Raw genomic sequence first — 2,267 nt, 5'->3', positions numbered from 1 at the left:
GGGTGCGGTTCGTTTCGAGGGATGGGCTGACCTGGGGAGACGTTGATTGGCGTCTGGATGGGCAGGTCTTCTCCTGAGGGGAGGAGGCGGTGTCGGTGGGGTCGTTGTTCGAGGCGATCGAGGCCGAGGAGGCCGAGGTCCGCGAACGGGTGGAACAACTCGAGTCCCAGGTAGCCGAGTTGACCAGGCTTCTGGAGGGTGAGCAGGAGAGGCTCTCGCGGCTGGTGATCACCCGTGAGACGGCCGGTGAGCTCCTGGCGAGGATGACGGACGACAGCCCGGTGGGCGAGTCGGTGCGGGAGGTGCCGTCGGCCGGGGACGGGTCGCCGTTCGAGGGGGCCGAGCGTCGGGTGGTGGGGGTGTTGTCGGTGCCGAAGTGGCAGCCGGGCATGGAGCCGGATGTGCTGCCGCGGGTCTACCAGGACATTCTCGAGGTCGTCGATGACGCTCCGGGGCCGGTGCGGGCCAAGCAGGTGGTGCCCAGGATCGGTCTGCCCGCTCAGACGGGGAAGATCGAGGTGACGCGGTCGAAGCTGAAGCGTCTGGTGGTGCGGGGCTGGCTGGACGAGGACTCTCCTGGTCTGTTCACCCCGTCCGGCATCAGAAAGACTCATTCGTCCAACTCGCCCTGAAAAGGGGGCTCTTCCTTCTAGATTCGAAGGTGCGAACCAAAAACGAACCTTGAGAGAAGAGCCCGGATGGAACACTACGACAACCAGGGCACGCCTGAGGCGTTCGCGCGCTCGGTCAGTGCCTTCGAGACGCTGACGGCCACTTTGTCAGGAGAACCGGCCGGGGCATGGACCCATGCCGAGCTGGAGGAACACCTCCAGGCAGCGGGACGCGCGCTGATGCGCCAGCTGCTGCAGGACCACCTCGACCTGCGCGCAATCCGCGAGGAGGAACACCTGCGCACCCGTCCGGATCTGCGGGTGACGGGACCCGACGGCCGGCCGCGTCCGTGGCGGGAGCCGGGCCATGAGCGGTGGCTGTCCACCCTCTTCGGTCATGTCCGGGTGCGGCGCGTTGCGCATCGCGGCCCCCAGGTGGGCAACGTGCATCCCGCGGACGTGCTGCTGTCCCTACCAGCCGGCCGACACTCGACGGGCCTGCGCCGTCTGGCCGTGACCGAAGCTGTCCGCGGCTCCTTCGACCAGGCCCTGGCCGCCGTTCGGCGCCAATGCGGTCCAGTGGTGGGCAAACGGCGCCTGGAAGAACTCGTCACCCAGGCCTCCACCGACATCGACGCCTTCTACCGCGCGAAGGTCCCGCTGCCCTGCAGCCGGGACATGCCCCTGGTCATCCAGGCCGACGGCAAGGGCGTGGTCATGCGGCCCGAGGCCCTGCGCGAAGCCACCCGCCGCAAAGCCGCCGCCGCAGTGGCCCAGGGCCGGCGGGGCCGGCTCGCCCCGGGCGAGAAACCCAACCGGAAACGGATGGCCACCGTCGCCTGCGTCTTCGACACCCGCCCCGCCCCACGCCGCCCCCACGACGTGATCGGCCCCATCGAGGGCCGCAGCAACAACCGCACCCGCCGCCCCCGCCCCAAAGCGGAGAACAAGTGGCTGACCGCGTCCCTGGTCAAAACTCCCGAGCAGGTTATCGCCGAAGCCTTCGACCAGGCCCAGGCCCGCGACCCCCACCACCTGCGTGACTGGATCGTCCTGCTCGACGGCGCCCGCCACCAGCTCGACGTCATCCAGACCGAAGCCGCCCGTCGCCACGCAAAGATCCACCTCCTCATCGACTTCGTCCATGTGTCGGAGTACGTCTGGGATGCCGCCCATGTCTTTCACAAGGCCGGCAGCACCGAGGCCGAAGCCTTCACCGCCGACCGGCTCACCGCGATCCTCGCCGGTCACGCCGCCCGCGTCGCCGACGAACTTCTCACTCAGGCCGACCGGGCCCACCTCCCGACCTCACGACGCGACGCAGTCGTCGCCTGCCACCGCTACCTCACCGGCCACCTCGACCAACTCCACTACGACACCGCCCTGGACAAGGGCTGGCCCATCGCCACCGGCGCGATCGAAGGCGCCTGCCGGCACCTGATCGCCGACCGCCTCGACATCACCGGCGCCCGCTGGGGCCTCAACAGCGCCGAAGCCGTCCTCAAACTCCGCGCCGTCACCAGCAACGGACACCTCGACGCCTACTGGACCTTCCACACCACCCGCGAACACGAACGGCTCTACCCCAACCCCGACCAGGCCGAATACAGACTGACCGCCTGATCCACGACCTTCACTCCGGAAGAGCCGCACCCA

At 68.9% G+C, this 2,267-nt stretch carries 2 protein-coding genes; both read left to right on the top strand.

The genetic code is table 11. From position 1 onward, the window contains the following. Nucleotides 1–95 precede the first annotated feature (95 nt). Nucleotides 96–632: a hypothetical protein gene (locus VXC91_RS44680; protein ID WP_329513061.1), complete on the top strand. Its 537-nt coding sequence runs from the start codon at nt 96–98 to the stop codon at nt 630–632. Nucleotides 633–698: 66 nt separating this feature from the next. Next, a complete protein-coding gene (locus VXC91_RS44675) occupies nt 699–2,234 on the top strand; it encodes an ISKra4 family transposase (RefSeq protein WP_329513060.1) in 1,536 nt (511 codons plus the stop codon). The last annotated feature ends 33 nt before the right edge of the window (nt 2,235–2,267 follow it).

Origin of the sequence: Streptomyces chiangmaiensis (assembly GCF_036281785.1) — a bacterium.
In the GTDB taxonomy this organism is placed as follows: Bacteria; Actinomycetota; Actinomycetes; order Streptomycetales; family Streptomycetaceae; genus Streptomyces; species Streptomyces chiangmaiensis.
The sequence above is the reverse complement of the archived record's forward strand: the minus strand, read 5'-3'. Positions and strand labels throughout refer to the sequence as shown.

What these genes read in the sequence shown, in the direction of transcription:
- VXC91_RS44675 (WP_329513060.1), top strand. Translation starts at nt 699, where the DNA reads ATGGAACACTACGACAACCAGGGCACGCCTGAGGCGTTCGCGCGCTCG.